Annotated in this window: 21 protein-coding genes; 8 read left to right on the top strand and 13 right to left on the bottom strand. The window is 70.2% G+C overall.

The genetic code is table 11. The annotated features are described in order from the left end of the window. Nucleotides 1-39: 39 nt before the first annotated feature. Together ABD817_RS29205 and ABD817_RS29200 are read right to left on the bottom strand one after the other, a co-directional pair. The gene (locus tag ABD817_RS29205) at nt 40-1,383 is read right to left on the bottom strand and encodes an outer membrane protein assembly factor BamB family protein (RefSeq protein ID WP_344921415.1); all 1,344 of its coding nucleotides are present in this window, start codon (nt 1,381-1,383) and stop codon (nt 40-42) included. Nucleotides 1,384-1,442: 59 nt separating this feature from the next. Next, nucleotides 1,443-2,417, bottom strand: coding sequence for an SGNH/GDSL hydrolase family protein (locus ABD817_RS29200; protein ID WP_344921414.1), 975 nt, complete (start codon nt 2,415-2,417; stop codon nt 1,443-1,445). A gap of 133 nt (nt 2,418-2,550) precedes the next feature. Between ABD817_RS29200 and ABD817_RS29195 the strand changes: the two genes are divergently transcribed. Continuing rightward, a complete protein-coding gene (locus tag ABD817_RS29195; RefSeq protein ID WP_344921413.1) occupies nt 2,551-3,921 on the top strand; it encodes a cystathionine beta-synthase in 1,371 nt (456 codons plus the stop codon). Nucleotides 3,922-4,002: 81 nt separating this feature from the next. Here ABD817_RS29195 and ABD817_RS29190 read toward each other — a convergent pair whose 3' ends face one another. Beyond that, nucleotides 4,003-5,289, bottom strand: a complete 1,287-nt coding sequence (locus ABD817_RS29190) for a sensor histidine kinase (protein ID WP_344921412.1) — start codon at nt 5,287-5,289, stop codon at nt 4,003-4,005. 148 nt (nt 5,290-5,437) lie between these two features. Between ABD817_RS29190 and ABD817_RS29185 the strand changes: the two genes are divergently transcribed. After that, nucleotides 5,438-5,608, top strand: a complete 171-nt coding sequence (locus tag ABD817_RS29185) for a hypothetical protein (RefSeq protein ID WP_344921411.1) — start codon at nt 5,438-5,440, stop codon at nt 5,606-5,608. 13 nt (nt 5,609-5,621) lie between these two features. Here ABD817_RS29185 and ABD817_RS29180 read toward each other — a convergent pair whose 3' ends face one another. Then, on the bottom strand, nt 5,622-6,845 hold the full coding sequence (locus ABD817_RS29180) for an RNA-guided endonuclease InsQ/TnpB family protein (RefSeq protein ID WP_344921409.1): 1,224 nt from the start codon (nt 6,843-6,845) through the stop codon (nt 5,622-5,624). 48 nt (nt 6,846-6,893) lie between these two features. Here ABD817_RS29180 and ABD817_RS29175 point away from each other — a divergent pair, with 48 nt between their 5' ends. Both ABD817_RS29175 and ABD817_RS29170 read left to right on the top strand, forming a co-directional pair. Beyond that, nucleotides 6,894-7,052 carry a hypothetical protein gene (locus tag ABD817_RS29175; protein ID WP_344921408.1) on the top strand — a complete coding sequence of 53 codons (159 nt, stop codon included), beginning with the start codon at nt 6,894-6,896 and terminating at the stop codon, nt 7,050-7,052. 98 nt (nt 7,053-7,150) lie between these two features. Further along, a complete protein-coding gene (locus ABD817_RS29170; protein WP_344921407.1) occupies nt 7,151-8,290 on the top strand; it encodes a cystathionine gamma-synthase in 1,140 nt (379 codons plus the stop codon). Nucleotides 8,291-8,432: 142 nt separating this feature from the next. Here the strand turns inward: ABD817_RS29170 and ABD817_RS29165 are convergent, their stop codons facing one another. Further along, nucleotides 8,433-8,858, bottom strand: a complete 426-nt coding sequence (locus ABD817_RS29165) for a hypothetical protein (protein ID WP_344921406.1) — start codon at nt 8,856-8,858, stop codon at nt 8,433-8,435. A gap of 610 nt (nt 8,859-9,468) precedes the next feature. On the opposite strand from ABD817_RS29165, the gene ABD817_RS29160 reads away from it, so the two are divergent. Then, a complete protein-coding gene (locus ABD817_RS29160) occupies nt 9,469-9,891 on the top strand; it encodes a DUF6292 family protein (protein ID WP_344921405.1) in 423 nt (140 codons plus the stop codon). Nucleotides 9,892-9,903: 12 nt separating this feature from the next. Here ABD817_RS29160 and ABD817_RS29155 read toward each other — a convergent pair whose 3' ends face one another. Both ABD817_RS29155 and ABD817_RS29150 read right to left on the bottom strand, forming a co-directional pair. After that, complete coding sequence (locus ABD817_RS29155) at nt 9,904-11,850, bottom strand: vWA domain-containing protein (RefSeq protein WP_344921404.1); 1,947 nt, start codon at nt 11,848-11,850, stop codon at nt 9,904-9,906. 9 nt (nt 11,851-11,859) lie between these two features. Next, nucleotides 11,860-13,257, bottom strand: a complete 1,398-nt coding sequence (locus ABD817_RS29150; RefSeq protein WP_344921403.1) for a sigma 54-interacting transcriptional regulator — start codon at nt 13,255-13,257, stop codon at nt 11,860-11,862. A 349-nt stretch (nt 13,258-13,606) separates the two neighbouring features. Here ABD817_RS29150 and ABD817_RS29145 point away from each other — a divergent pair, with 349 nt between their 5' ends. Further along, nucleotides 13,607-14,788 (top strand): FIST signal transduction protein, encoded by a 1,182-nt coding sequence (locus ABD817_RS29145; protein WP_344921495.1) that lies wholly within the window; start codon nt 13,607-13,609, stop codon nt 14,786-14,788. 2 nt (nt 14,789-14,790) lie between these two features. Here ABD817_RS29145 and ABD817_RS29140 read toward each other — a convergent pair whose 3' ends face one another. Next, nucleotides 14,791-15,249: a Rid family hydrolase gene (locus tag ABD817_RS29140; protein ID WP_344921402.1), complete on the bottom strand. Its 459-nt coding sequence runs from the start codon at nt 15,247-15,249 to the stop codon at nt 14,791-14,793. 92 nt (nt 15,250-15,341) lie between these two features. Between ABD817_RS29140 and ABD817_RS29135 the strand changes: the two genes are divergently transcribed. Then, the gene (locus ABD817_RS29135; RefSeq protein WP_344921401.1) at nt 15,342-15,842 is read left to right on the top strand and encodes a MarR family winged helix-turn-helix transcriptional regulator; all 501 of its coding nucleotides are present in this window, start codon (nt 15,342-15,344) and stop codon (nt 15,840-15,842) included. Nucleotides 15,843-15,919: 77 nt separating this feature from the next. On the opposite strand, the gene ABD817_RS29130 is transcribed toward ABD817_RS29135, so the two are convergent. From ABD817_RS29130 to hppD, 5 genes are all read right to left on the bottom strand, one after another. Then, on the bottom strand, nt 15,920-16,837 hold the full coding sequence (locus ABD817_RS29130; protein WP_344921399.1) for a hypothetical protein: 918 nt from the start codon (nt 16,835-16,837) through the stop codon (nt 15,920-15,922). After that, nucleotides 16,834-17,175, bottom strand: a complete 342-nt coding sequence (locus ABD817_RS29125; RefSeq protein WP_344921398.1) for a PadR family transcriptional regulator — start codon at nt 17,173-17,175, stop codon at nt 16,834-16,836. Before ABD817_RS29125 ends, ABD817_RS29130 begins: the two co-directional genes overlap by 4 nt. A gap of 216 nt (nt 17,176-17,391) precedes the next feature. Beyond that, nucleotides 17,392-18,891 carry a M1 family metallopeptidase gene (locus tag ABD817_RS29120; RefSeq protein ID WP_344921396.1) on the bottom strand — a complete coding sequence of 500 codons (1,500 nt, stop codon included), beginning with the start codon at nt 18,889-18,891 and terminating at the stop codon, nt 17,392-17,394. Nucleotides 18,892-18,963: 72 nt separating this feature from the next. Then, nucleotides 18,964-19,695 carry an RDD family protein gene (locus ABD817_RS29115; RefSeq protein ID WP_344921395.1) on the bottom strand — a complete coding sequence of 244 codons (732 nt, stop codon included), beginning with the start codon at nt 19,693-19,695 and terminating at the stop codon, nt 18,964-18,966. A 190-nt stretch (nt 19,696-19,885) separates the two neighbouring features. Further along, complete coding sequence (gene hppD / locus ABD817_RS29110) at nt 19,886-20,995, bottom strand: 4-hydroxyphenylpyruvate dioxygenase (RefSeq protein ID WP_344921394.1); 1,110 nt, start codon at nt 20,993-20,995, stop codon at nt 19,886-19,888. 102 nt (nt 20,996-21,097) lie between these two features. On the opposite strand from hppD, the gene ABD817_RS29105 reads away from it, so the two are divergent. Then, entirely contained in the window at nt 21,098-21,577 is a 480-nt protein-coding gene (locus ABD817_RS29105; protein ID WP_344921494.1) for an Lrp/AsnC family transcriptional regulator, read from the top strand. Nucleotides 21,578-21,579 lie beyond the last annotated feature (2 nt).

Below are 21,579 nucleotides of genomic sequence, written 5' to 3'. Positions count from 1 at the left end.
AGGCCCCCTCCCATCCCCGGACGGGACGGGGCCCGGACGTCAGCCGTACATGCCGGGAGAGGTGCCGTCGCCGTCCTTGATCCCGTGCAGGCCGCCCTTCTCGTCACGCCACATCCGCCAGCCGTTCTGGCTGCCGGTGAACCACAGGGGCGGGGCGCCGGAGCCGGACACCCGCTTGCCGTCGGCCAGCCTGTACTCGCACAGCGAGGCCACCGAGTAGAAGCCGGGGTTCTGGCCCTTGAGGGGGAGCGGCTTGGGGTCGGTCACGCAGAAGGACCAGGCGCGCTCGTCCTTGACGTCGGCGTTGCGACCGGTGGGCAGGTCGAAGACGTTGCCCGGCTTGTCGTGCCGCAGGAAACCGATCTTCTCCATGCGGGGCGGGAAGGCCAGCCACCAGCCCGACTCGGGAACCTGCTCGGCGGAGATCTGGCCGAGCACCCGGCCGCTGCCGGCCTCCAGCCGGGCGAACCCGCCGTACCGGCCCTCCTGGTCGACCGGGCGGACCACCGGCGCGAAGCCGGGGCTGCCGCTGGGGTAGACGCGGACCACCGACGGGCGCATCCAGTTGACCGTGCCGTCGGCCAGCTTGACGGAGAACAGCCCGAAGGCGGACACCTTGCTCGTCTTCGGGTTGGTGTAGGGGGCGACGTATCCGACGAGGTTTCCCCCCGTCGCGCCGAAGGACCAGCCCCCCGACAGGTCCACCCCGGCGCCGAGGGGCTGTTCGACGGGGAGACGCCAGACGACCTTGCCGGTCCTCAGGTCGTGCGCCGCCAGGACGGGGTGCCGGGCAAGGCGGAGGAACACCACGCGCGAGGCGTCGGACCACTCGGCCTCGGCGATACCGGGGATCTTCCACCTGGCCTTGCCGGTGGCCGGATCGAGGACGACGACGCGGGCGCTCGCGAGCGCGGTGTTCTCGGACACGCACACGAACGCCCCGCACCGCTGCGGGCCGAAGGTGGAGTGCACCGGACGGCTCCATCTGCGCTCCCCGGTCCTGGCGTCCAGGCCGACGAGCGTGGCCTTCCAGCGGCCCCGCCTGGCGGGGTCGATCGTCACCGCGACGGCCTGCCCCGCGGAGGTCTCGACGATCGCGGGGGCGGGCACCCCCATCCCCGGCAGGCGGCCCGCCATGGTCGAAGGATGGGCCCACAGCCTCCTGCCCGTGGCGAGGTCGAGGGCCACCGTCTCCAGCGTGCCGTCGGGTTTCATGGAGGTCGTCGTGGCGACGCCACCGGCGGTGGTGGTGCGGCTGACCGCGTTCACCTCGGTGTTGTGCCAGGTGGGATGGTCAGGGGTGGCCGCTTCAGTGCCGGAGCAGCCGCCCAGGGTCAAAGCTCCGGCGAGCACCAGGGCCGGTTTCGCGAGGGGCCGGATCACGGGTATTCCACTCCAATGCGGGCGAGGCGTTACGGCTTCGCAGCGGAGGGTGACCGTGTTCAGGCGTCGTTGGGCCGCATCCACGGCCTGCGGCCGAGCATGGTCACCCACCGTCCGTGAGGTCCGGTCGCTCGTCCGGCGACACGGGTCGCGGAGACCTCGGCGCCGGGCTCCTCCGCGGCCTTGGCCGCCGCGAGGTAGATCGACTCAGCGCGCCGGGCCCGGGGCTCGGGCCAGAGTTCCAACGCACTGCATACGGAAGGTAGCACCGCGTAAGCAATCTGGAGATAACCTTGAGCAGATGGGTGATAACGATCAAGGCCGAACATCTCCGCGGGGTTGGCGTCGAACTCCGGCCCCAGCAGGTCGGCGAAGGCCACCGTCCGCCCGCCCGCCTCGACCACGGCGACGGTCTGCGCGGCGGCCAGCTGGCGGCTCCACCGCCGCGTCACCCAGCGCAGCGGCTGCGCGATCGGCCGGACCGTGCCCAGGTCGGGGCAGGTGCCCACGACCACCTGCGCCCCCGCCTCCCGCAGCCGCCTCACCGCCTTCTGCAGGTGCCGTACGGCATGGGCCGGCCTGCTCTGCGAGGTGACGTCGTTGGCCCCGATGAAGACGACCGCGATCTCGGGCCGGGCCCTCAGCGCCTCGTCCACCTGCTCGCCCAGCTCCGCGGAGGTCGCCCCGGACCTGCCCGCCACGGTCAGCCGCACCGGCCGCTCGGCGATCACCGCCAGCCCGTTGGCGATCAGCACGGCGGGCGTCTCCGCGGGGTCGGAGGTGCCCAGGCCGACGGAGGTGGAGTCGCCGAGCATGACCATCCGGACGGGCTCGCCGCCGAAGGCCCCGTACACCCCGTCCGACGGCGGCCCGTCCATGCCGTGCGGGCGGCCGACGGCGCGGCGGGCCACCAGGGCCTCGGCCAGTAGCAGGCCGTAGGTCGCCGCGCCGAGCGCGGTGAGGCCCCCTCCGCCCAGCGCCGCCGCCGCGGCGACGCGGCGGGCGACCCTCGCCGTCCCCGGTGTCCAGATCACGTGGCGTCGCTCCCTCCGTACGGGGCGGTAGCGTTGCCTTTGGTAACACAGCCGCGTCCCCGCCACCCCCATGGGATCACGGCGATCGCAACAACAAGCTGACCGAGCTTTGGTATTTCGAGGTGATATCCCGGTGCGCGTACATGACTCGCTCGTCGAGCTGATGGGCAACACCCCTCTCGTCCGGCTGAACAGGGTGACGGAGGGAGTCTCCGCCCAGGTGCTGGCGAAGGTGGAGTACTTCAACCCCGGAGGGTCGGTGAAGGACCGCATCGCGGTCCGGATGATCGACGCCGCCGAGCAGTCGGGGGAGCTGCGGCCGGGGGGCACGATCGTGGAGCCCACCTCGGGCAACACCGGGATCGGCCTCGCCATCGTGGCCCAGCAGCGGGGATATCGTTGCCTGTTCGTGGTGCCCGACAAGGTGGCCCAGGACAAGATCTCGGTCCTGCGCGCCTACGGCGCCGAGGTCGTGGTCTGCCCGACGGCGGTCTCTCCCGAGCATCCCGACTCCTACTACTCGGTCTCCGACCGGCTGGCCAGGGAGACGCCGAACGCCTGGAAGCCGGACCAGTACTCCAACCCGCGCAACACCGAGAGCCACTACCACTCCACGGGCCCGGAGATCTGGGACCAGACCGAGGGCAGGATCACCCACTTCGTGGCGGGCGTGGGCACCGGGGGCACGATCAGCGGCACCGGCCGCTACCTCAAGGAGGTCTCCGGCGGCCGGGTCAGGGTCATCGGGGCCGACCCCGAGGGCTCCGTCTACTCCGGCGGCACCGGGCGGCCGTACCTGGTGGAGGGCGTCGGCGAGGACATCTGGCCCGCCAACTACGACACCACGATCTGCGACGAGGTCATCGCGATCTCCGACAAGGACTCCTTCAATATGACCCGCCGCCTCGCCCGCGAGGAGGCGCTGCTGGTGGGCGGCTCCTGCGGCATGGCGACGGTCGCGGCGCTGCGGGTGGCCGAGCGGGCCGGGCCGGACGACGTGATCGTGGTGCTGCTGCCCGACGGCGGCCGGGGCTACCTGTCGAAGATCTTCAACGACGAGTGGATGGCCGACTACGGCTTCCTGACCACCTCCAGTGAGGAGGGCCTGGTCAAGGACGTGCTGACCCAGAAGAGGTCCGGCATGCCGGAGTTCGTGCACACCCACCCGCACGAGTCGGTCGACACGGCCATCTCGATCATGCGCGAGTACGGGGTGTCGCAGCTTCCGGTGATGAAGGAGGAGCCGCCGGTCATGGCCGCCGAGGTGGTCGGCTCGATCCTGGAGCGCGACCTGCTCGACGCCCTCTACCGGGGCCGGGTGCGGCCGACCGACCCGCTGGCCGGCCACATGTCGCAGCCGCTGCCGACGATCGGCGCGGGGGAGCCGGTCTCCATCGCCGTCGAGGCACTGGAGAAGGCCGACGCCGCGGTCGTCCTCGACGACGGCAAGCCGGTCGGCCTGATCACCCGCCAGGACCTGCTCGCCTTCCTCGCCAGCCACTAGCCCGGCTTACCCACGGGTTCTCCGCGTCTCCGGGGTCGTCTCTTCGCGGCAGAGGGGTGCGGAGGGGGTACGGCGCGGGGCTCAGAGCGGAAACTCCGCCATCACCTCCCAGGCCCCGGAGGGAGTGGGCCCGGCCACGAGGCGGCCGCCGAGAGCCTCGACGCGCTCGGCCATGCCCACCAGGCCGAACCCGCCACCGAGGCGGGAGATCCTGACGTCGGCCGTCGAGCCGTAGTTGCGCACCCGCAGCCGTACGGCGCTCCCGGTGGCCGAGGCGTTCGCGGAGACGTCGCCGGTCGAGGTGCCCGCGGAGGCGTAGGCGGTACGCCGGGCCCGAGGGGCCTGGCCGGTTCTCGTCCTCGCGCCTACGCTCCCGGCCCAGGCGCGCAGGTCGGAGCCGTCGGTGAGCTTCAGGTCCGCCTCGACCCAGCCGGTGCCGGGGGCGTGCCTGCGGACGTTGGTCAGCGACTCCTGGAGGACCCGGTGCAGGGTGGTCATCACCTCCGGGGCCACGGTGCCGTCGGTGATGCCCTGGCCGATGTCGAAGGTGACCTGGGGGCCCGCGGCGGAGAAGCGCTCGACCATCGTGCGCATGTCCATGAGCGTGCTGCCCGGTGAGCGGGCGGCCTCGTCCTCCGCGCGCAGCACGCTGACCAGGCGGCGCATCGAGGTCAGCGCGTCGGCCCCGGCGTTGGCGATCGCCTCCAGGGAGGGGACCACGGCCTCGGGCTTCTGCTCGGCGACGACCTTGGCGGCCTGCGCCTGCACCACGATCCCGGTGATGTGGTGGGCGACCAGGTCGTGCAGTTCCCTGGCCAGCTCCAGGCGCTCGGACCGCCGTACCGTGTCGACGGCCTCCCGGCGGCGCTCCAGCTGGAAGCGGAGGTAGGCGCCGATACCTGTGGCGAAGGACCAGCAGACGAAGAGCAGGAAGCCGACGGCCAGCGACGGCTCCGGGCCGGTGGAGTTCAGGCGGGCGGCGGAGGCTTCGAGCACGACCATCGCCGCCAGGGAGAACAGCGCGGCCCGCCGTACCGGCTCGATCGCGCGCAGCCCGCCGACGGTGAGGACCAGCAGCGACCCGATCTCGGCCGCGCCGGGACTGCCGTCGCCCTTGGTGATCCCGATGAGCAGGGAGGACAGGAACGACACCGTCAGCAGGGTGACGAGCCCGCCGATCCGCCGGCGACGGCGTCGCACCACCGCCACGACGCCGACCAGGCCGCACACGGGGCTCAGCAGTATCGCCGGGTTGGGGTGGCTCGCCGCCGCCACCACGTCGATCAGCAGGAGCAGGAGGAGCCAGCCGATCAACGCGATCTCGCTGAGTCGTTTGACCCAGTAGATCAGCCGGTTCGTCTCTCCCACGGTCCCCGAGCCTAAGCCTCGGGGGGGATATGTCATATCGGCCGTTCGGCCGAACCGTTCCGAGGGGAACCGGCCCTTCAGCGGAGGCGGCACCGGGGACCCGTCACCGACCCTTGAGAGGTCGAGGAGAGGTCGAAGGGGGAAAGAGATGACCGTCATCGGGATCGTGCTACTGGTCGCCGGGCTCGTGGTCGGGGCGGCTTTGACGCTCGCCGACCCGGTTCTGCTCTCGCGGATCAACGGGGAGCGCGCCGAGGAGGGGGCGGAGGGGCGTGGGGAGCGGCTCCCTCGCCCCTGGAGTCCCCGCTGTTACGATTGACATCCACTCCGTCCTAAAGGACGGCGATTCCGGTCTGCCGCATGTGCGGCTCCTGGTGGGTTACTGCTTCTTCGCGCGGTGCCGGGATCGCTCCCGGTCTTACCCTCGCTCGACAGTCGTTTGGTCTCTCCGCCTGCCCGGCGGCGAGGATGTTGATCGCGGCGTTGACGTCCCGGTCGTTGCCGGCCCCGCACGGGCAGGTCCAGGACCGGACGTTCAACGGCATCGAGGTGGCGATGGTCCCGCAGGCCGAGCACAGCTTCGACGACGGAAACCAGCGGTCGATCCTGCCGAAGTGGCGGCCATATCGGACGGCCTTGTACTCCAGCATGGCGACGAACTGTGACCAGCCCGCATCGTGCACGCTCTTGGCCAGCCTCGTACGCGCGAGACCGGACACGGCGAGATCCTCCACGTACACCGCTTGGTTATCGCGGATCACCATGGTGGAGAGCTTGTGTGCCCAGTCGCGGCGCGTGTCGGCCACCTTGGCGTGAACCTTGGCGACCTTCAACTTGGCCTTGGCCCGGTTCGCCGATCCCTTCTTCTTTCGGCTCAACGCCTTCTGTGCCTTGCGCAGCCGCTTGGCTGCCCGGCGCAGGATGCGCGGGTTGGCGATCTTCCGGCCATCAGAGGTGATCGCGAAGTGCGTTAAACCCAGGTCGATACCGATCTCGGGACCCGTCTGGGGCAACGGCTCGTTTGAGGTCTCGACGACGAACGACGCGAAGTACCGGCCCGCCGAGTCCTTGACCACCGTCACCGATGACGGGTCCGAGGGCAGGGTCCGTGACCAGCGCACCTCCACGTCGCCGATCTTCGGCAGCCGGAGTTTGCCGCCCGCCGTGACCGTGAACCGGGCGTTCTTCGTGAACCGGATCGCCTGGCGGGAGTCCTTGCGGGATCGGAACCGGGGCGGGGCGACCGTGCGGCCCTTGCGTTTGCCGGACAGGGAGGCGAAGAAGTTGCGGTAGGCGGTGTTCAGATCCGCGAGCGCCTGCTGCAAGAGCACCGCCGACACCTCGCCCAGCCACGCCCGCTGCGGCGTCGCCTTGGCCCGTGTGATGACGTGCTTGGACAGGTCTCCATCGGAGATGTACGGCAGGCCCCGCTTCCGGGCGTCCTGCCTCAGGCGCAGCCCGTCGTTGAACACCGTCCGCGCGCACCCGAACGCCCGCGCCAAAGCGTGACACTGACCCGGCGACGGGTAAAGGCGGAAGTTGTACCTGAGCTGCACCGATCAATTGTGCGTCCAGGCGCCACAGCGTGCGGGGAATCCGGAAAGATGAGCGTCGCCGAAGCGCGCAGCCGCTTCACCGACGTGCTCAACAACGCAGCGGTGCGGGGGCGTGTCACCCGCGTCACCAACCGTGGGGGAAAGATCGCTGCCGTGGCGTCCATGCACGTCGCCGAGTCCACCGAGCAGGTACAAGACGAACACTGATCGTTAAAGCACGCTCGGACCTTGGCGGCCCCCGCGTGGGCCTTCACCCCCGGCCTGAAGGCCGGAGCACTGGCCCGCATTTCGGTAGCGTTGGCCTCATGAACCATGGATTCGAGACGTTGGCCATCCACGCAGGTCAGGAGCCCGACCCCCACACGGGGGCCGTGGTGCCGCCGATCTACGCGGTGTCCACCTACAAGCAGGACGGCGTGGGCGGGCTGCGCGCCGGATATGAGTACAGCCGGTCGGCCAACCCGACCAGGAAAGCGCTGGAGGAGGCCATGGCCGCCGTCGAGGGCGGCAGCCGTGGCCTCGCCTTCGCCTCCGGTCTGGCGGCCGAGGACACGGTGCTCCGCACGATCTGCAGGCCGGGTGACCACGTGGTCATCCCGAACGACGCCTACGGCGGCACCTACCGCCTGTTCGCGAAGGTCCACGAGCGCTGGGGGCTGCACTACGACCCGGTGCCGCTGGGCGACCTGACGGCGGTGGCGGCCGCCGTGACCCAGAAGACCAAGATCATCTGGGTGGAGACGCCCACCAACCCGCTGCTCGGCATCGCGGACATCGCGGCCCTGGCCCAGCTCGCGACCGAGTGCGGCGCGCTGCTCGTGGTGGACAACACCTTCGCCTCCCCGTACCTTCAGCAGCCGCTGGCACTGGGCGCGGACATCGTCGTGCACTCCACCACCAAGTACGTGGGCGGCCACTCCGACGTGGTCGGCGGCGCGCTCGTCGCGCGGGACGCCGGAGTGGGCGAGGAGCTCGCCTACCACCAGAACGCGATGGGCGCGGTGGCCGGGCCGTTCGACGCCTGGCTGACGCTGCGCGGCCTCAAGACGCTCGGGGTGAGGATGGACCGCCACTGCGAGAACGCCGAGCGGGTGGTGGACCTGCTGCTCGCCCATCCTCGGGTGACCTCGGTGCTCTACCCGGGCCTGGCCGACCACCCGGGCCACGAGGTGGCGGCCAAGCAGATGAGGCGTTTCGGGGGCATGGTCTCCTTCCGGATGGCCGGAGGGGAGGCCGAGGCCGTCGAGCTGTGCGACAGGACCAGGCTGTTCACCCTGGGCGAGTCGCTCGGCGGCGTGGAGTCGCTGATCGAGCACCCCGGCCGGATGACCCACGCCTCCGTGGCGGGCTCGCCGCTGGAGGTTCCCGGCGACCTGGTACGCCTGTCGGTCGGCATCGAGTCGATCGACGACCTGCTGGCCGACCTCACCCAGGCGCTGGGGTAGGAGAGGGCACCGGGCGTCGCCATGGGCGCGTCCGGGCCGCTGTGGGTTCGGCCGGGCCGCGGGTCCGGGCGGGCCGCGATGAGTTCGCGGCCGGGTGCTGTGGCTTCAGACGGGCCACGATGGGGCCGGGCCGCCGGGCGGCTCAGGTCGGGTTGCCCCAGACCATCAGCGCCAGGATGACCACCCAGATCAGCACGATCACGCCGGAGAGCGCGGCGATCCGGCCGACCTGCACCTTGGCGTCGTCGTCCGGGCTCTCGCTGGCGAGGACCCGGATGGCGGTGCTCTGGTCCCGGTCCACCATGATCAGCAGCACCGCCGCGACGATGAAAAGCGTCATGGATACCGACAGATACGGCTTTCCGAGGAATTCGCGGCCCAGCAGCAGCCCGAACAGGAAGATCCCGACGGACGCGAAACCGTAGATGCGCGTGGTCTTGTGCAGATAGCGCAGGACGTCGACGTTCTTGGCGCGGATGAATCTGGGAGTGGACATCGTGGCGGCGGTGATCGGCCCCAGGGCGAAGATCGCAAAACCGATGTGCAGCCAGAGCAGCAGGTCTGTCATGCGCCAGACATTAGTATCCGGTGATCTCGTCTGGGTACGCCTCGCGCGGGGTCACTCTCCGGAGAGGTCTTCCCTGACGATCGTTCGAAGGACATTCCGGCACAGCGGGCGGACGTGCTCCGGATCCTTCGCCGCCGCCGTTCAAGACACCGTTCAAGCCGCCGTTCAGGGCACTGTTCGAGGCGCCGTTCATGACGTTCACGACGTTCACGACAGGGCCGGGTCACTCGCCTTCGACGGTGTCGTGCCTGTCGCGGGTGTGCGGCATCACGCACAACTCGAAACAGACGCAGACGATGAGCATCAGCGCCACGAGAATTCCCGCGAGCATCGGGCTCACTTCCTCTCCCTCCCGGACCGTGTTTTCCTTTACTGGGTAGACGAGCCCTGCTTCAACGCGGTTGTTACAGAGAGGTCACGGTTTGGGGGGCGGCGATATCGGCCGTACGAGATTGTCGATCTTCGCATTCCGCTCGGAGCACCTCCGGGAGGTGAGTAGGATCGTGGGCGAGCTCGTTCCCGTGTGATGAGACCGGCGGCGGTGAAGCCGTGGTCGTGCCGGGCGGGCGTTCCATCGGACAGATTGAGACGGCACAAGGGAGTGCCCGCCGTGGGTGTCAAACATGTTGAGCCGTATACCGAGGAGTGGCGCGACCAGCCGTGCCGCTACGTCGGCCTCGTCGTCGAGGCGCTGGGTGACCAGGTCGAGAGCTGGTGGCAGGGCCCCTGCGACCCGCGCACCGTCACCGTCCGCCTGACCGGCGGCGACGCGCTGGTCTGGGACGAGGAGAGCGGCTGGCGCCGTGGCCGCTACGCGAGCGGCGACCCCGCCACCCCCACGGTCCTCACCGACGACCGCTATCTCGGCGGCGGCCTCCTGCTCTCCCCGGAGCGGGTCCCCTCCGCGATCGCCGACGCCCGCGCGGGCGTCGGCAACAGCACGGCGTGGCGGCCCTGCTACCGCTCCTACCGCCACTATCGCGACGGCTTCGACCTGGCGCTCGACGGCTACGTCGCCTACGTCAACGCCTGAGCCCCGCAGGGCTCAGCGGGTGCGGCGGGTCCGCAGGAAGTCGCTCACGACGTACTCTCCCAGGCGGTCGGCGCCGGGGGAGAAGACCCGGCCGCCGTTGCGCCGTCCGACCTCGTTCACGAACTCCTTCAGGCGCTCGTCGTCGGCGAGCATGAAGACGTTGAGCGTCGCCCGGCGCCGGGTCATCTTGTCGACCTCGGCGAGGGTCAGCTCCAGCGTCTCCTGGGTCGGCGGCCACTCGAAGGCCGCCGAGCCGTTGCGCCGCAGGTGGGCGGTGGGCTCGCCGTCGGTGACCACGAGCACGACCGGTTCGAAGTCGGGGTGGCGGTCCAGATGACGTCCGGCGATCAGCAGGGCGTGGTGCAGGTTCGTCCCCTGGACCATGTCCCACTCCAGGCCCGCCAGCTCGTCGGGCTGCAGCACCCGGGCGTAGTTGGAGAAGCCGATGATCTGCACCGAGTCCTGGGGGAACTTCGAGGCCACCAGCGCCTGCAGCGCCATCGCCGTCTGCTTGGCGGCGGCCCAGGTGCCGCGCAGCGCCATCGAGTAGGAGAGGTCGACCAGCAGGCACACCGCCGCCGCCGTGCGCCGCTCGGTCTCGGCCACCTCGAAGTCGTCGACCGACAGGGTGACCGCGCCGCCGCTCCCGCCGCGCCGGACCCCGTTGATCACCGTACGGACCACGTCGATCGGCTGCTCGTCGCCGAACCGCCAGGGCCGTGAGGAGCCGGTGAGCTCACCGGCCGAGCCCGCGTCCACCTGGTCGTGGTCACCGCGGCGCCCGCTCTCCAGGGAGGCGAAGACGCGGCGCAGCGCGGTCTCCCCCAGGCGCCGTACGGCCTTGGGGGTGAGCTCCAGCTTGCCGCGCCGGCGGAGGAGGTAGCCCTGCTGCTCCAGCTCGCGCTCGACCTGCTTGAGTGCCTCCAGGTCGTCGACGGCCGACCGGCCCAGGGCGCGCCGGATCGCCGCCTCGTCGATGTCGTCCATCCGGGCGCCGGGGTAGTCCTGGCGGAGCGCGGCCTCCAGCTGGGTCAGGTCGGCGAGCTCGTCCAGGGCGCCCACGGCGTCGGACATCCCCATCGGCTCGTCGCCGCTCAGCCGCTCCGGGGTGTTCCAGGCCAGGTCGGGGCGGCGGGCGTAGAGGGACTCGCCCAGGCGGCGCATCTGCTCGTCCAGCCCGGCCTGCCGGAGGGTCTGCTCGATCAGCTGGTCGAGCTCCTCGCGCTGGGCCGGGGTGAGGGAGGCCAGCAGGCGCTGGGTGGCCGCGGCCCGCCGGGCCAGGGTGTCGACCAGCTCCTCCAGGTTCTGCGGCGCCTCCGGGAACATGTCCCCATATTTCGACATGAACTGCTCGAAGTCCGCCTGGGTGTGCTCCCCCCGGGAATCCCGGTCGAGCATGTCGTTCAGATCGGACATCATCTCCCTGACCCGCTCCATGGCGGCCGGGTCGGGGTTGGCCAGGGACTGCCGCATGCCGCGGAACTGGCTGTCGAGCACCTCCCTGCGCAGCAGGTCGCGCAGCTCCTCGAAGGTCCGCTGGGCGGCGGCCGAGCGCCACTGATAGCCGCCCAGCTCCCGGATGGCGCTCGCCGTGTCGTCGGGGAGGGCGGCCAGCTCCGCCTCGCGCAGCCGGGCCTCGTCCGAGGGGTCGGGGAACAACTCGGCCCGCTCCTGGCCGATCGCCTTGTCCAGCAGTGCCCTGGCCCGCTCCAGCGTGCCGTCGAGACGGCCACGCTCGCGCACCTCGCGGCGCCGCCGCCGCACCTCGCGGAGGAGATCCTCAAGGCCGCGACGGTCTCCCGCCCCCGGCAGGCCCTCCTTGAGCAGGTCACGCAGGGCGTGCGCGGGGTTGGAACCGGACAGGATCGCGTCGCCCATCCGGTCCAGCGCCGAACGGACGTCGTACGGCGGGGCGAGCGGGTCGGGCCCGTCCCGGTATTCGCCATAGCGATAGCTCATGCAGACACCTCAGGTGCGGTAGACCGTCGTGCCGTCCACCTCGTCCTTGGACAGCCGGCGCAGGAGGTAAAGGCCCTCCATGGCGAATTCCAGCGCGGCGGCGGCGTGCCCGGGGGACTCGTCGCCGATGCCGAGCTGGGACATGATCCTTGCCAGCCCCGGAACGGGGCCGATCCTGCGCAGCAACTCGGCCGCGGGGACCGCCACCCCCGACTCGACCTGGATGCCCTCGGAGAACTTCTCCAGCAGCGGGTTCAGGTCGATGCCGCCGAGCGTGCCGCGGAACGTCTCGGCCACCGCCCTGCGCAGCAGGTGCGAGAGCACCTCGGTCTCCCGGCCCTCCTCGCTGACCTCGAACTCCACCTTGCCGCGCAGCGTGTGCACGATTCCCGGCAGGTCGGCGACCCTGGCCACCGCGTGGTCCTCGCCGGTCAGCGCCGCCCGTCGTACGGCGGAGGCCGCCGCGGTCTCGGCGGCGGCGATGGAGAAGCGGGCCGAGACCCCCGAGCGCGCGTCCACCGCGGTGGACTCGCGGACCAGCCGGGTGAAGCGGGCGATCACCTCGATCAGGTGGTCGGGCAGGTCGGCGCCCACCTGGCCGAGCGCGGCCTCCTGGCGGATCAGGACCAGCTCGGTCTCGATAGAGAGCGGGTAGTGGGTGCGGATCTCGGCGCCGAAGCGGTCCTTCAGCGGGGTGATGATCCGGCCGCGGTTGGTGTAGTCCTCGGGGTTGGCGCTCGCGATCAGCAGGATGTCCAGCGGCAGGCGCAGGTTGTAGCCCCTGACCTGGATGTCGCGCTCCTCCAGCACGTTGAGCAGCGAGACCTGGATGCGCTCGGCCAGGTCGGGCAGCTCGTTGACGGAGAACACCCCTCGGTTGCTCCTGGGGACCAGGCCGTAGTGGACGGTCTCCGGGTCGCCGAGCGTGCGCCCCTCGGCGATCTTGATCGGGTCGATGTCGCCGATCAGGTCGCCGACGGAGGTGTCGGGGGTGGCGAGCTTCTCGCCGTACCGCTCGTCCCGGTGCTTCCAGGAGATCGGCAGCTCCTCGCCCGCCTCGTCGGCCAGGCGGCGGCAGCGGACGCACGAGGGTTCGTAGGGATGGTCGTTGATCTCACAGCCCTCGACGACGGGGGTCCACTCGTCGAGGAGCCCGGTCACGGTGCGGATCAACCGGGTCTTGCCCTGACCCCGCTCACCGAGCAGGACCAGGTCGTGCCCGGCGAGCAGCGCTCGCTCCAGGTATGGCAGGACGGTGTCGTCGAAGCCCACGATGCCGGGGAACCGCGACTCCCCCGCCCGCAGGCGGGTCAGGAGATTCTCACGGATCTCGGCCTTTACCGTACGGTGAATATGGCCGCTCGCGCGAAGCTCGCGCAGAGTACGTGGCTCTGGGATTTGAGGCACGGGGTCGAGCCTACGTCCACAACGCCCGATCCGGCACTCTCATCCCTCTTTCGGATCTTGACTATTGCGTGGCGGTCAACGTGAGTGCTTGTCTCGGCAGTGGGGAGAATCGCTCCAAGACAAGGCATCGGACTGCTCCCTGACCGGGGAGCCGGGGCGATCTTGAAAGGGGTCGCCACGTGGGGTCTCCAGCGTCCGCGCTTTCACGGCACCGACGGGCCTCACGGCCTCGCCGCACGACGGTTCACGGCAGTTCACGACAGGTTCCAGGGCTTCAGGGCGAGCTTCGGACGCTCCCTTGGAGCCACCGGACATGGGACAAGAAGGAGAGGCGAGACGAGTGGCGCTGATGACGAGTCGTTTCGCCGACGGCCTCGCGGTGGGGTCCGATCTGGTCTCCGCGGCCGAGTCCGCGGTGCGCCAAGCCCTGTCCGGCCTGTCCGGACCGGCCGACCTGCTCTGCTTCTTCATCTGCGGGGACGATCCCGACGACGTCTCCCGCGCCGGGCTGCGCGCGATGAGCATGGCCCCCGGAGCCGCCGTCCTCGGGTGCAGCGCCACCGGGGTCATCGGCGACGGGCAGGGGGTCGAGGTCACCCCCGCGGTGAGCGCCTGGGCCGCCTCCCTCGGCGGGGCCCGGCTGACGACCTTCGCGCTCGACACGCTGAGGACCGGTGACCGCTTCGTCGTGGTCGGCCTGCCCGACCGCGCCCCCGACGACCACGCGGCCATCCTGCTCGCCGACCCCTACAGCTTCCCCACCGACGGCTTCGTCGAGCGTTCCGAGGAGGTCATGGGGAACCTTCCCCTGATCGGCGGCCTGGCCAACGCGATCCAGGGCCGCGGCGCGGTCCGGCTGTTCGTGAACGGGGAGATCCACACCGAGGGAGCCGTCGGGGTGATGCTCAGCGGCGCCCTCAACGTCAGCACCGTGGTCAGCCAGGGCTGCCGCCCGATCGGCCCGACGATGGCCGTCACCTCCGTCGAGGACAATCTCCTGCTCGAACTCGCCGGGCAGCCCGCCCTGGCGCGGCTGGAGGAGATCGTCAGCGCCCTGGACGAGGACGACCGCGACCTGGTCGCCTCGGGCCTGCAGATCGGCATCGCGATGGACGAGTACGCCGAGAAGCACGAGCGCGGGGACTTCCTGATCCGGGGCGTGCTCGGCATCGACCCCGAGCGGGAGGCCGTGGCCATCGGCGACGTCGTCGAGATCGGCCGTACCGTCCGCTTCCAGGTCCGCGACGCCGCCACCGCCGACGAGGACCTGTACGAGCTGCTGGACGCGCACCGCGAGGAGTTCGGCCGGGTGGACGGCGCCCTGCTGTTCTCCTGCAACGGCCGGGGCTCGGCCATGTTCGGCAGCGCCGACCACGACGCCGTCGCCGTCCGCGAGACCCTGGGCCCCATCGGGGTGGCCGGGTTCTTCGCCGCCGGGGAGGTGGGGCCGGTGGGCGGCCACAACCACGTCCACGGCTTCACCGCCTCGGTCCTGGTCTTCTCCTCCCACCAGCCGGCCGGCCATCCGTGACGTCAACCGGCGACGTCGACCGGCCTGAGGCGTGCCGGCCAGCCGTCGTGGCCGACGACGGCGGTGACGCGGATCTCGACGCGCATCTTCGGGGCACCGAGCGCCGTGACACCGAGCTCGGTCCAGATGGGGGCGCGGTCGCCCATGCGCTTTCGGAACTGCTCCACCATGACGCGGTTGTGGGCCTCTCCGATGGAGTCGGTGGAGGCGGGGACGTGGTAGGAGTCCACGGAGATGACGTCACGCCACGTGGCACCGGCCTGGGCCAGGGTCCGCTCGACGTTATCGAAGGCCTGGACGATCTCGTCTTCGAGGGCCTCGGGGAAGTTCCAGTCGTCGTCCCATCCTCCCTGCCCCGAGGTCTCGACGCGGTCGCCGATCCGAACCGCCTGGTTGTAGTGCATATTGGTCAGCTGCGTCTCGCCGTACCCGGGCGTGGCGAAGAACTCCGGCTTGCTCATGGTGGCCCCTTCAGGTTGACTTCACGTGTGAAGTGAACGTATCAGGTTTTCACTTCACACGTAAAGTCATGACCGCTCGATATGGTGCCCTCATGGCCATCACCGAGCCCCCGGACCCCGGGGAGGACACCTCCGACGAGACGCTGTGGCTGACCGCGGACGAGAAGGATGCCTGGACCGGGCTCGTCTCGCTGGTCCTGCTGCTGCCGGGGCGGCTGGAGTCGCCGCTGCAGCAGGGGGCCGGCCTGACCCTCTTCGAGTACCTGACCCTCAGTCACATCTCGGAGGCCCCGGAGCGCCGCCTGCGGATGAGCGAGCTGGCCTACCTGGCCAACGGCTCCCTCTCGCGCCTGTCCAACGTCGTCAAGCGGTTCGAGCAGCGGGGCTGGGTGGAGCGTTCGCCCGACCCCGAGGACGGCCGATACACCGTCGCCGCCCTCACCGACGCCGGCTACGAGGTGGTCGTCGCCGCCGCGCCCACGCACGTACGCTCGGTGCGGAAGTTCGTGCTCGACCCGCTCACCGCCGACGACCGGCAGGCCCTGGCCCGCATCGCCGCCAAACTGCGGATACGGCCCGTCGACCTGGCCTAGACGCTCCGCGCCTCCGGCACGACGGTCGGGATCCTTTTCTCACGGCCGGAAACGCGACCGGGAAGTGGTGGAGGTCCTTACAGGAGTGCCTCGCTCACGCCCAGCTCGCGCGACACCTTCTTCGAGACCTCGTCGTCCTTCGGGCGATGGGCGGCGTAGAAGTCCTTGCCGCACTCCAGGTCCTCGATCGCGGCCTTCACCTCCCTCGCGAGGTGGGGCGCGGCCTCCTCGGCGGAGAAGGCGGGGGTGTAGATCCCGCCCTTGACGCTGTCGCGGAGTTGGGCGGCGGCTCCGAGCCCGGCCTCGAAGTGCGACGGGGCGCTCATCTCGACCTCGGTCGGCTTGAGGGAGGTGACCCGGACGCCCCTGTCTCGCAGGCAGTCGCCGTAGTCGCGAGCGAGCCGGACGAGCTCGGGATCGCCGTCGATCTCCCCGGCCCTGAACCGCTTGGAGATCTCGCCCATCTGCCGCCACAGGTCCTGCTCGCCGGTGACCGTCCTGCCGGTGAGCTCCTTGATCGCCTCCGAGTAGCAGGTCTCGTTCGCGATCACCCACTGCGCGCGCTGGGTCTCGGACATCGACCTCTGGAGCTTCAGGTCCGCCTGCACACGTGGGCTGGACACCAGCTCGCTCGTGCTTCCGGCCCGCGCCTGGGGGTCATCGGGGTAGACGTACTTGGCGAACATCCCGAAGCCGTACTTTTCGCGATATTTCATCATCGCTTGGTAGTCCCCCGCCGATCTGAGCCGATCGTCGGCCCAGGCCGGCCGCTCCGTGGTGCCGATCACCCGTGCCCGCAGCCCGCCGAGGAGCAGGGCGAGGGACTCGCGGGCCGAGGGCACGGTCCGCCCCGGCTCGGCGGTGGCGAGCAGGATCGCGACGAGCTCGCCTTCGTACCCTTTCCGGTAGGCGCGGGGGTAGGCCCGCAGCAGCCACCGGTATCGCCGCTCCAGGACTCCCGCGCCGACGCGGCGGCCCGTGGGGGCGACGGTCACGAGAACGCCGATCCCGTACGAAGGATCCGTGCCGTCACCACCGAGGCGGCCTGTTGCATCCGCAGGGCCTCGGAGCCGACCAGGGTGCGGCCCTGGTCGGTGAGGACGAAGTATCTCCTCGGCCGTCCCTCGACGACCTCCTCCCGGTCGACCGAGATCAGCCCGTTGGTGGCGAGCCGGTCCAGCGCGCCGTAGAGCGTGCCGACCGGCAGTCTCACCCGGTTCTCCGACAGCTCCAGGGTCTGCTTGATGATGGCGTGCCCGTGCAGCGGGCCGTCGAGTAGCGAGGCGAGGATGAAGTAGGTGGGCTCGCTGACCGTGGATGATCCTTTAGCCATGCGAGGAACCATACTTCGTCACACGAAGTATGGTCAACCCGAGAGGCCCAAGAGGCCCGGAAGGCTCACCCCGGCCGGGTCCGATCCGGTCCACGGGCACTGGTGCTCCGCCTCGGAAGTACCGGGCTCCCCGCGCGTCGAGGGATACAAGATCATCGTCGCGTGAGCCGCCGCCGCGTCACCGGGGCCGGTCACGCAGACAGGCGGACGGCCTTCCTACCAGGTGGTGGGCTTCTTCGGGGTGAACAGCCAGGCGTCGAAGAGGGGGCCGAGCTTCTTGCCGGAGATCTTCTCGGCCATCGCGACGAACTCCGGGGTCGTGACGTTCCCGTACCTGTGCGTGGAGTTCCACTCCTTCAGGAGCCTGAAGAACGCCGGGTCGCCGATCCGCTGCCTGAGCGCGTGGAGCGCCATGCCGCCCCGGGTGTAGACGGAGTTGTTGAACAGGTCGTCCGGCCTCGCCCGGCCGGGGGCGTAGCTCCAGATGGGGTCGTCGGCCGCGGCGGCGTACTGCCTGCGGAAGAGCTGCTCGGCGGTGGCCTGGCCCTCGTGCTCCGACCAGAGCCACTCGGCGTAGGTCGCGAAGCCCTCGTTGAGCCACAGGTCCTTCCACCGCGTGATGCTGAGGCTGTCACCGAACCACTGGTGGGCCAGCTCGTGGGCGATGATGTCGTCGCCGGGGGCGAACCCGCCGTACATGGGCTTGGTCTGGTTCTCCAGCGCGTAACCGGCGGGGAAGTCGTCGACCACGCCCCCGGTGGAGGAGAAGGGGTAGGGGCCGAAGATCGTGCTCCAGTAGTCGGTGACCCTTCCCGACACGTCGTACAGCTTCCGCAGCGAGCTGCGGAACCTCGGGTCGACGGCCGCGATGTTCTTCAGGCCGCCGGGGGTCGTGCCCTGGAGCATCTCGAACTTGCCCAGCGTCATGGTGGCGAGGTAACTGGCCATCGGGTGGCTCTCCCGCCACCGGAAGGTCGTCTTGCCCCCGGCCGTCTTCGGCGTGCCGACGAGCTCGCCGTTGGCCAGGGCGGTCAGCCCGGCGGGCACGGTGACATCGAAGTCGTAGCTCGCCTTGTCCGAGGGGTGGTCGTTGCCGGGGAACCAGGTCTTGGCGCCGTTGGGCTGGCAGGTGACGAACGCGCCGTCCCGGGTCGGGATGAAGCCGTACGTGCCCAGGTTGGAGGAGCCCCGGACCGGCTTGGGTTCGCCGGCGTACGCGACCTCGACGTTGAACGCGGCGGCGTTCGGGATGGCCGAGGCCGGGGTGACGCTGAGCTCGGTCCCGGCCCTGTCGAATTTCGCGGGCTTGCCGTCCACGGTGATCCGGCTCACGGTGAAGCCGGAGAGGTCGAGGTTGAAGCGCGACAGGTCCTGGGTGGCCCGCGCCTCGATCCGGGTCACTCCCGAGAGGTGCTTGGAGGGCGGGTCGTAGCTCAGCGTGAGCCCGTAGTGGCCGACGTCGTAGCCGCCGTTGCCGTCGGTGGGGAAGTCGGCGTCACCGATCCCCGGGGCGCCGGGCAGGGCTCCGCGACCGGCGACGACGTCGGAGGCGGAGGCGACCGGCTTCAGGGGGCTCACGGTGGAGGTGTCCGGCTTCACGGAGCTCACCGACGGGACGCTCTCCCCGCTCGACGTCGAGCAGGCGACCGTGCCGACGGTCCCGAGCGTGCTGAGAAGAGCGGCGGTCGCCGTGGTGGCCAGCCGTTTGGACGCCATACGTTAAAGCCCCTTTCCCGGCCGGACGGCCGAGCCCGTGAAATGGCACACTACGCGACTGACCTGCGCCGATCAGGCGTCTATGACAAGCGTCCTGGCCGCGATGTCGTGTACGGCCTGCTTGCGCGAGTGGAAAAGGATGAAAGCCACATCTATCCAGCCCAGGCAGCAGGTGGAGTACATCAGCCACGTGACCAGTTCACGGAGCGCGACCTGTCCGACACCGGCCTTCTTCCCGCTGATGTCCGCCACGCGCAGCCGGAAGATCTTCTTGCCGAGCGTCTGACCGTTCCAAAAGGTGGTCAGCAGCCAGTAGTACAGGAAGCCGATGACCGCCACCAGGAGAGTCTCCGCGTAGGGTACCTGCACCGACAGACCACTCTCCGCGCCCGTGACGGTGGTGACGGTCCGGTAGGTGAAGGGCGAGGAGACGAATCCGATGACGAGAAGGTCGAGGATTCCGGCGAAGAGGCGGCGCCAGCGCCCGCCCAGCCTTATGCCGCCCGGCCAGGGAAAACCGCCGGGCGGCTCTCCCTCGGACGCGCGACCGAAGACGAGACCGTGACCCGGGCTGTGACGTGGGCCGGGACCGGGGCCGGGCCCGTGACCCGATCCGCGACCTGGGCCGGGGCCGGGACTCGGCCTGTGGCCGGGCCGGGGACGTGGGCCGGGATCGGGGTCGGGCCCGTGGCCGTGCGAGGGATCGGGGCCGGGGCCCGGACCCTCGTAGCCCGGTCCGGGCGGTGCGGGATCGGACCGGGGGTTCGATCCCCGGTCGTCCGGCGGTGGCGGTGCTGATCCCATTCAAGGGTGATCACCACAAGGCCGCCACCGCAAAGCCAAGGGGGGTTATGGGTTGCCCCCGAGCCGGTCCCCGACCACAGGTTGTTCCCGAGCCGGTTCTCGATTACTGGTTGCCCCTGAGCCGGGCCTCGGTTACTGGCTGCTCCTGAGCCGGTCCTCGGTTACCGGTCACCCCTGAGCCGGGCCTCGATCACAGGTTGCCCCGCAGGTCCTGCTCGCGCTCGATCGCCTCGAAGAGCGCCTTGAAGTTGCCCTTGCCGAAACCGAGCGAGCCGTGCCGCTCGATCAGCTCGAAGAACACCGTCGGGCGGTCCTGTACCGGCTTGGTGAAGATCTGCAGCAGGTAGCCGTCCTCGTCCCTGTCGACCAGGATCCCGCGCTTCTTCAGCTCCTCGATCGGCGCGCGGACCTTGCCGATGCGGGCGCGCAGCTCGGGGTCGTCGTAGTAGGAGGCGGGGGTGTCCAGGAAGCTCACCCCGGCCTCGCGCATGTGGTCGACGGTGGCGAGGATGTCGTTGGTGGCCAGCGCGATGTGCTGCACGCCGGGGCCGCCGTAGAACTCCAGGTACTCGTCGATCTGCGACTTCTTCCTGGAGATCGCCGGCTCGTTGAGCGGGAACTTCACCTTGCGGGTGCCGTCCGCGACCACCTTGGACATCAGCGCCGAGTACTCGGTGGCGATGTCGTCGCCGATGAACTCCGCCATGTTGGTGAAGCCCATGACCCGCCGGTAGAACTCCACCCACTCGTCCATCTTGCCGAGCTCCACGTTGCCGACGCAGTGGTCGACGGCCTGGAACAGCCGGCCGTTGCGCACGTCGGGGGCCGCCACCAGGGGCTCCGCCGCGACGTAGCCGGGCAGGTACGGGCCGCTGTAGTTGGACCTGTCGACCAGGGTGTGCCGGGTCTCGCCGTAGGTCGCGATCGCCGCCGTCACCACCTTGCCGAGGTCGTCCTCCATGACGTGCGGCTCCGCCAGCCCCCGCGCGCCCTGGGCGAGCGCGTGGGCGTAGGCGGCCTCCACGTCGGGGACCTCGATGGCGAGGTCGATCACGCCGTCGCCGTGCTCGGCCACGTGGCGGGCGACGCCGGTGCCGGGGCGCACCGCTCCCCGGAACTCGAACCTGGCGGAGCCCGAGGTGAGGACGTACGCCACCTCGTCCCGGCTGCCGTTCTCCGGGCCCCGGTAGGCCACGAGCCGCATGCCGAACGCGCTGGAGTAGTAGTGGGCGGCCTGCTTGGCGTTGCCCACCGCGAAGACCACGCAGTCCATACCGTTCACAGGGAAAATGTCGCTCATGCGAATACTGTCGGTTTTTCTGGACTGTTTGTGCAACACTGTCTTCAAAGACTGTGCACTATGCGCAGCTACTCACCGGTCATCGCGGAGTATCTGTACATCATGACGATCGACCAGCTCGACGCCCGGCTCATCGCCCTGCTGGCGGCGGAGCCCCGGCTCGGGGTGCTGGAGTGCTCGCGGCGGCTCGGGGTGGCCAGGGGGACCGTGCAGGCGCGCCTCGACCGGCTCGCCTCCCGGGGGGTGGTCACCGGGTTCGGCCCCGACGTCGACCCGGCCGCGCTCGGCTACGACGTGACCGCGTTCGTGACCCTGCAGATCCGCCAGGTCAGCGGGTACGACCCGGTCGCCGACCAGCTCGCCGCCATCCCCGAGGTGCTGGAGGTGCACACCATCACCGGCGGCGACGACATGCACTGCCGGGTGGTGGCGCGCAGCAATGCCGACCTGCAGCGGGTAATTGACCTGATCGTTGACGTCCGGGGCGTGGTCAGGACCTCGTCGGTGATCGCCTTGGACACCCCTGTGCCATACCGTGTTCTGCCTTTGGTGGCCGATGTCCCTCGCAAGGGGAAGGGCTAGCC

Source organism: Streptosporangium oxazolinicum, assembly GCF_039537505.1.
GTDB lineage: Bacteria > Actinomycetota > Actinomycetes > Streptosporangiales > Streptosporangiaceae > Streptosporangium > Streptosporangium oxazolinicum.
The sequence above is the reverse complement of the archived record's forward strand: the minus strand, read 5'-3'. Positions and strand labels throughout refer to the sequence as shown.

Excerpts from the sequence above, each read along its gene's own strand:
- ABD817_RS29185 (WP_344921411.1), top strand. The coding sequence starts at position 5,438 with ATGACCGTCATCGGGATCGTGCTACTGGTCGCCGGGCTCGTGGTCGGG.
- ABD817_RS29175 (WP_344921408.1), top strand. The coding sequence starts at position 6,894 with ATGAGCGTCGCCGAAGCGCGCAGCCGCTTCACCGACGTGCTCAACAAC.
- ABD817_RS29170 (WP_344921407.1), top strand. The coding sequence starts at position 7,151 with ATGAACCATGGATTCGAGACGTTGGCCATCCACGCAGGTCAGGAGCCC.
- ABD817_RS29165 (WP_344921406.1), bottom strand. The coding sequence starts at position 8,858 with ATGACAGACCTGCTGCTCTGGCTGCACATCGGTTTTGCGATCTTCGCC.
- ABD817_RS29155 (WP_344921404.1), bottom strand. The coding sequence starts at position 11,850 with ATGAGCTATCGCTATGGCGAATACCGGGACGGGCCCGACCCGCTCGCC.
- ABD817_RS29145 (WP_344921495.1), top strand. The coding sequence starts at position 13,607 with ATGACGAGTCGTTTCGCCGACGGCCTCGCGGTGGGGTCCGATCTGGTC.
- ABD817_RS29140 (WP_344921402.1), bottom strand. The coding sequence starts at position 15,249 with ATGAGCAAGCCGGAGTTCTTCGCCACGCCCGGGTACGGCGAGACGCAG.
- ABD817_RS29135 (WP_344921401.1), top strand. The coding sequence starts at position 15,342 with ATGGCCATCACCGAGCCCCCGGACCCCGGGGAGGACACCTCCGACGAG.
- ABD817_RS29125 (WP_344921398.1), bottom strand. The coding sequence starts at position 17,175 with ATGGCTAAAGGATCATCCACGGTCAGCGAGCCCACCTACTTCATCCTC.
- ABD817_RS29120 (WP_344921396.1), bottom strand. The coding sequence starts at position 18,891 with ATGGCGTCCAAACGGCTGGCCACCACGGCGACCGCCGCTCTTCTCAGC.
- ABD817_RS29115 (WP_344921395.1), bottom strand. The coding sequence starts at position 19,695 with ATGGGATCAGCACCGCCACCGCCGGACGACCGGGGATCGAACCCCCGG.
- hppD (WP_344921394.1), bottom strand. The coding sequence starts at position 20,995 with ATGAGCGACATTTTCCCTGTGAACGGTATGGACTGCGTGGTCTTCGCG.
- ABD817_RS29105 (WP_344921494.1), top strand. The coding sequence starts at position 21,098 with ATGACGATCGACCAGCTCGACGCCCGGCTCATCGCCCTGCTGGCGGCG.